Source organism: Streptomyces sp. KR55 (genome assembly GCF_052245645.1).
Taxonomy (GTDB): Bacteria; Actinomycetota; Actinomycetes; order Streptomycetales; family Streptomycetaceae; genus Streptomyces; species Streptomyces flavusporus.
On sequence record NZ_JBQQCE010000549.1, the window covers coordinates 1 to 6,028 of the forward strand.

Genomic DNA, 6,028 nt, shown 5'->3' on the forward strand with positions numbered 1-6,028 from the left:
GTCGTAGCCGACGATGGCGAGGTCGTCGGGGACGCCGACGCCGGCCGCGTACATGGCCTGCAGGACGCCGAGGGCGAGCAGGTCGTTGGCGCAGAAGACGGCGGTGGGGCGCTCGGCGAGGCCGAGCAGGCGGGCGCCGGCGTCCCGGCCCGCCGCGACGTCCAGCCGCTCGGTGGGCAGTTCGCGCAGCGCGTCGGGGCCGAGGCCGGCCTCGGCGAGCGCGTTCAGGGCGCCGGTACGCCGGTCGCGCACCTGGTTCAGGCCGGGCGGCCCGCTGACGTACGCGATGGAGCGGTGCCCGGCGTCCACCAGGTGGCGTACGGCCAGGGCGCCGCCCGCCACGTCGTCGACGGAGACGGAGCACTCGGTGGTGCCCTCGGCGACCCGGTCGACGAGGACGAAGGGGATGTTGTGGCGGCGGAAGGTGTCGATGTTCCGGCCGGTGGCGTCGGCCGGGGTGAGCAGCACGCCGCGCACCCGCTGCTCGGCGAAGAGGGAGAGGTACTCCGCCTCCTCGGTCGGGTCCTGGGCGCTGTTGCACACCATGACGCCGAGGCCGGCCTCGCGTGCGGCCCGTTCGGCGCCGCGGGCGACGTCGACGAAGAACGGGTTGCCCATGTCGAGGACGAGCAGGCCCATGATCCGGCTGCGGCCCGCGCGCAGTTGGCGTGCGGACTCGCTGCGGACGTAACCCAGCCGGTCGATCGCGGACTGCACCCGCGCCCGGGTCTCGGTCGCGACCGTGTCCGGACGGTTGATGACGTTCGAGACCGTGCCGACGGAGACTCCGGCGGCGCGGGCGACGTCCTTGATACCCACCGACTGGGCCATCGGGCAGGGACCTCCAGGAAGACGAGGGGCGGCGGGAAGCACTTCACATTACCGTCATGCCGCCCCAACGGCTGCGGTCAGGCAGGCAGGCGGAAGTTGAGGTTGCGCAGCGCCGAGGGTGTCGTACCGCTGGACTTCTCCTGGTACATGATCGACAGGAAGTTGTCCTGTGCGATGCGCGTCTCGTCGATCACGACCTCGCCGAAGGCGTTCAGCCCGGCGGTGACGCCGTCGTACAACATCGTCCAGTCCGTGTATCCGGAGGCCTTGGAGGCTCCGGCGATCCGGCCGAACGGGAAGATCGCGTACGCGTTGTCGTACTTGTCCAGGATCAGCTTGGTGCGCTGGCTGGAGTTCAGCGGGACCGGGATCTCGGTCTTCTGCCAGGTTCCGGAGGAGTTCTTGCGGACGTGGAAGGCGCGGCCGTTGGCGGTGCGGTTCGCGACGTAGTTCGTCGTGCACTGGCCGAAGCGGCCGGGTACGTAGCTGATGATCGCGTGCGGGAGGCCGGCGGAGTCGGTGAACTGGCTCTCCTGGTTCATCAGGGAGTGGTCCGGGTTGAGCGGGTCGACGACCAGGCCGGCGTCGGTGACGGAGACGCGGTCGGAGCCGCCGGTGGTGCCGACGACGGTGCCGGCGTTGTTGCGCCAGGTGCGGCCGCGGTCGTCGGAGTAGACGTAGCCGGTGTCGTGGTTGGTGATGCCGCCGCTGTTGCACATCACGGCGCCGTTCTGCTCGCGCCAGGTGAAGAAGGCGTGCAGGCGCCCGTTGCGGTCGTAATCGATGCCGTGCAGGTACATGTTGCGGGCGGTCGAGGAGCCGTGCTCGCTCGTGTACGTCCCGGTGGAGCTCGTCCACTCCCCCAGCGCGGTCCACTTCGTGCCGTCGTACTCCGCCAGCGCGTTGCGGCCGTTGCCGGAGATGCCGACGCGGTAGCTGAGCTGGAGCCTGCCGTCGGGCGTCGAGATGAACTGCGGGTAGGTGAACTGCGAGGTCAGGGTCAGCCCGTCGAGGGTGGACTGGGGTGCGCCGAAGCGGCTCGTGGTCCAGCTCAGGCCGCCAGGGTTGTCCATGAGGCCGGCCACCGACTTGACGTAGGTGAAGCCGTCGCTGTGCGAGTCCATGTTGAGGTGGAGGCGGCCGTCGACCTTGGAGACGCCCATGGAGATGACGTTGTGGGAGTCGTTGTAGCGCAGGGTGTGGCCGACCTTGACCGTGGACCAGGTGGTGGCACCGAGGACACGGCGGCCGACGACGGCGTTGCGGTCGGCGGTGTACCAGACGGCGTACTGGTAGCCCTTGTAGGTCAGCAGGCCGTTCTTCTGGAAGGCGTTGTTGTTGACCAGGCCGTCGTACGACACGAAGAAGATGGCCTGGCTGTCGAGCGTGGTGGTGCCGGTCAGGGTCACCGAGGGGCCCGGGTCGGCGGCCCGGGCGGTGCCGGCGCCGAGGCCGGGGCCGGCCACGGCGCTCAGCAGGGCTGTGGCGAGCACGGTACGTCTTCTCATGACACAACTCCGGCTCAGGCTAGGTGGAAGACTTCGGTCAGGGGCTTCATCGCTTCGTCGGGTCGGGCGCCGTCCAGCGACTCGAAGAACGGCGCCATCTCCGCCTGCCAACGGGCGTTGACCTCGGTGCCCTCCATGCCGGCCTGGGCGGCGGCGAAGTCCTCGGTCTCCAAGTAGCCGACCAGCAGGCCGTCCTCCCGCAGGAAGAGGGAGTAGTTGTGCCAGCCGGTGGCCGAGAGTGCTTCAAGCATCTCGGGCCACACGGCGGCGTGCCGCTCGCGGTACTCGTCGAGGCGGTCCGCCCGGACCTTCAGCAGAAAGCACACGCGCTGCATCAACGGCCCCCAGGGACTCAGAAGTTGAACTGGTCGATGTTCTTGGCGTCGAACACGGTCGGCTTGCCGAGGCTGATCACGCCGTCCTTGCCGATGGTGTACTCGCCCATGTCGCCGGCGGTGAAGGTCTCGCCCTCCTTGCCGGTGATCTGCCCGGAGGCCAGCGCGACGGCGGTACGGGCGGCCAGCTCGCCCAGCTTGGACGGGTCCCACAGCTCGAACGCCTCGACGGTGCCGTTCTTGACGTACTTGCGCATGTCGTTGGGGGTGCCGAGGCCGGTCAGCTTGACCTTGCCCTTGTACTTCGAGCCGGAGAGGTACTGGGCGGCGGCCTTGATGCCGACGGTGGTCGGGGAGATGATCCCCTTCAGGTTCGGGTACTCCTGCAGCAGGCCCTGGGTCTGCTGGAAGGACTGCTGGGCGTCGTCGTTGCCGTAGGCGACCTTGACGAGCTTCATGTCCTTGTACTTGGGATCCTTGAGTTCGTCCTTCATGAACTCGATCCAGGTGTTCTGGTTGGTCGCGGTCTGCGCGGCGGACAGGATCGCGATCTCGCCCTTGTAGTCGATCTGCTCGGCGAGCAGCTGCACCTCGGTGCGGCCCAGGTCCTCGGCGGACGCCTGCGAGACGAAGGCGTTGCGGCAGTCGGGCTTGGTGTCGGAGTCGTAGGTGACGACCTTGATGTCGTTGCTCATGGCCTGCTTGAGCGCGGTGCACAGGGCGCCCGGGTCCTGCGCGGACACGGCCATCGCGTCGACCTGCTGCTGGGTGAGCGTGTTGACGTAGGAGACCTGCCCGGAGGTGTCGGTGGCGCTGGACGGGCCGACCTCCTTGTAGCTGGAGCCCAGCTCCTTCAGGGCCGCCTCGCCGCCCTTGTCGGCAGTGGTGAAGTAGGGGTTGTTGACCTGCTTGGGCAGGAAGCCGACGGTCAGGCCCTTCTTGAGTTCGGCGTTCGGGTCGGCCTTGCCGGCCGCGGCGGCCGAGCCGCCCTCGTTCGCGACGTCCTCCTTGGTGGTGCCGCCGCAGGCGGTGGCGGCGAGGGCGAGCGAGGTGACGGCGGCGAGGGCCGCGCAGGTGCGGCGGAGGGATGACTTGCGCATGGTGGGTTCCTTATGAGGGTGAACGGGCGTGGGCTTACGAGGTCGTCCGCGGGCGTCCTGGCCTACGAAGCCGGACTGGGCGCCTTGGACACCGGCGCTGAGGCGGCTCTACGCCCTGCCCTGGCGACGGAGATCTGCCGTGCGACCCGGGGGCCGAGCACGGAGAGGACGAGCAGTACGCCGGTGACGACGATCTGCGACTGGGCGGAGACGTCCTGGAGGCTCATCACGTTCTGCAGCGCGCCGAGCAGGAAGACTCCCGCGATCGCGCCGCCGAGCGTGCCCTTGCCACCGTCGAAGTCGATGCCGCCGAGCAGCACCGCGGCGATGACGGCCAGTTCGAGGCCGGTGGCGTTGTCGTAGCGGGCGCTGGCGTAGTGCAGCGCCCAGAAGATGCCGGTGAGCGAGGCCATCAGGCCGGTCAGCGTGAACAGGATCAGCTTCTGCCGCTTGACCCGGATACCGGCGAAGCGCGCGGCCTCCTCGCTGGCGCCGATCGCGAACAGCGACCGCCCGAACGGGGTGGCGTGCAGCGCGACCACCGCGATCGCCAGCAGGACGAGGAAGGGCAGGAGGGCGTACGGGATGAAGGTGTCGCCGATGCGTCCGGCCGCGAAGTCCAGGTACTGGCTGGGGAAGTCGGTCACCGCGTCGGAGCCGAGCACGATCTGCGCGACGCCCCGGTAGGCGGCGAGGGTGCCGATGGTGACGGCGAGGGACGGCAGGCCGAGCTTGGTGACCAGCAGGCCGTTGATCAGTCCGCACACCATGCCCAACAGCAGGCAGATGGGAATGATCGTCTCGATGGTCATGCCCTGGTTCCACAGGGCACCCATCACCGCGCCGGACAGGCCGGCAGTGGAAGCGACGGAGAGGTCGATCTCGCCGGAGACCACAAGCAGGGTCATCGGCAGGGCGATCAGCGCGATGGGCAGCGTGTTGCCGATCAGGAACGACAGGTTCAGCGCGTTGCCGAAGCCGTCCACGAACGAGAACGACAGCAGCAACAGGACGATCAGGAGGGCGCCGACGACCGTGTCCCAGCGGACGGCGCGCGTCAAGGACTCAGGCATGGCGGGCGTTCCTCTTCTTCAGGGCCGACGCCACCCGCAGAGCGACCACCCGGTCCACGGCGATGGCGAGGATGAGCAGGATGCCGTTGATCGCGAGCACCCACACGGAGCTGACACCGAGGGCGGGCAGCACGCTGTTGATGGAGGTCAGCAGCAGCGCGCCGAGGGCCGCGCCGTAGACGCTGCCGGAGCCGCCGGTGAAGACGACGCCGCCGACCACGACCGCGCTGACGACGGTGAGTTCGTAGCCGTTGCCGGTGCCGGAGTCGACGTTGCCGAACCGGGCCAGGTACAGCGCGCCCGCGAGCCCCGCGAGGGCACCGCAGAAGGTGTACGCGGCGAGGATCCGCTTGCGGACCGGGATGCCGGCGAGGCGGGCGGCCTCGGGGTTGGAGCCGAGGGCGTACAGCTCGCGGCCGCTGCTGAAGTGTTTGAGGTAGTAGGCGGTCGCCACCAGGACGGCGAGGGCGATCAGCGCCAGCCACGGCACGGCAAGGATGCCGCCGGAGCCGAAGTCGACGAAGCCGTCCGGCAGGTCGGCCGCCGTGATCTGCCGGGAGCCGACCCAGATCGAGTCGATGCCCCGGATGATGTAGAGCGTGCCGAGCGTCACGACGAGCGCGGGCACCTGGCCGAGGCTGACGAGCAGGCCGTTCAGCAGGCCGAAGCCGATACCCATCAGGACCGCCAGGAGGATGGCGACCAGCGAGTTGCCGCCGCCCTGGAGATACGTACCTGCGGCGAAGGCGCTGATGCCGAGTGTCGATCCGACCGACAGGTCGACGTTGCGGGTGATGACGACGAGCGACTGTCCGACGGCCACCAGCACCAGGATGGTCGCGTTCAGCAGCAGGTCCTTGATGCCCTGCTCGGTGAGGAACTCGCTGTTGCCCAGCTGGGTGATGACGATCATCACCACGAAGACGGCCAGGATGGCGAGTTCGCGCATCTTGAAGACGCGGTCGACCAGGCGGGTGGCGCCGGCCTTGGGCGCCTCGGCGGTCGGGGCGGGGTTCGGCGCGGTCACCGTCATGCGGCGGCCCTCCCGGTGGCTGCGGCCATCACGGTTTCCTCGGTGGCGTCGGAGCGTGGGATCTCGGCGGTGAGCCGGCCCTCGTGCATCACCAGCACGCGGTCGGCCATGCCGAGGATCTCGGGCAGGTCGGAGGAGATCATCAGGA

The 6,028-nt window shown here is 69.1% G+C and carries 6 protein-coding genes; all 6 read right to left on the reverse strand.

From position 1 onward, the window contains the following. A partial coding sequence (locus ACTWQJ_RS44875; RefSeq protein WP_443312152.1) for a LacI family DNA-binding transcriptional regulator occupies positions 1 to 831 on the reverse strand: 831 nt, incomplete at its 3' end. 77 nt (positions 832 to 908) lie between these two features. After that, positions 909 to 2,339, reverse strand: coding sequence for a BNR repeat-containing protein (locus ACTWQJ_RS44880; protein ID WP_443312153.1), 1,431 nt, complete (start codon positions 2,337 to 2,339; stop codon positions 909 to 911). A 14-nt stretch (positions 2,340 to 2,353) separates the two neighbouring features. Further along, positions 2,354 to 2,674 (reverse strand): L-rhamnose mutarotase, encoded by a 321-nt coding sequence (locus ACTWQJ_RS44885; RefSeq protein ID WP_443312154.1) that lies wholly within the window; start codon positions 2,672 to 2,674, stop codon positions 2,354 to 2,356. Between the two features lie 17 nt (positions 2,675 to 2,691). Next, on the reverse strand, positions 2,692 to 3,774 hold the full coding sequence (gene rhaS / locus ACTWQJ_RS44890) for a rhamnose ABC transporter substrate-binding protein (protein WP_443312155.1): 1,083 nt from the start codon (positions 3,772 to 3,774) through the stop codon (positions 2,692 to 2,694). 62 nt (positions 3,775 to 3,836) lie between these two features. Beyond that, positions 3,837 to 4,847 carry an ABC transporter permease gene (locus ACTWQJ_RS44895; protein ID WP_443312156.1) on the reverse strand — a complete coding sequence of 337 codons (1,011 nt, stop codon included), beginning with the start codon at positions 4,845 to 4,847 and terminating at the stop codon, positions 3,837 to 3,839. After that, a complete protein-coding gene (locus ACTWQJ_RS44900; protein WP_443312157.1) occupies positions 4,840 to 5,880 on the reverse strand; it encodes an ABC transporter permease in 1,041 nt (346 codons plus the stop codon). The genes ACTWQJ_RS44895 and ACTWQJ_RS44900 overlap by 8 nt, the downstream gene beginning before the upstream one ends. Positions 5,881 to 6,028 lie beyond the last annotated feature (148 nt).

What these genes read in the sequence shown, in the direction of transcription:
- ACTWQJ_RS44880 (WP_443312153.1), bottom strand. Translation starts at nt 2,339, where the DNA reads ATGAGAAGACGTACCGTGCTCGCCACAGCCCTGCTGAGCGCCGTGGCC.
- ACTWQJ_RS44885 (WP_443312154.1), bottom strand. Translation starts at nt 2,674, where the DNA reads ATGCAGCGCGTGTGCTTTCTGCTGAAGGTCCGGGCGGACCGCCTCGAC.
- rhaS (WP_443312155.1), bottom strand. Translation starts at nt 3,774, where the DNA reads ATGCGCAAGTCATCCCTCCGCCGCACCTGCGCGGCCCTCGCCGCCGTC.
- ACTWQJ_RS44895 (WP_443312156.1), bottom strand. Translation starts at nt 4,847, where the DNA reads ATGCCTGAGTCCTTGACGCGCGCCGTCCGCTGGGACACGGTCGTCGGC.
- ACTWQJ_RS44900 (WP_443312157.1), bottom strand. Translation starts at nt 5,880, where the DNA reads ATGACGGTGACCGCGCCGAACCCCGCCCCGACCGCCGAGGCGCCCAAG.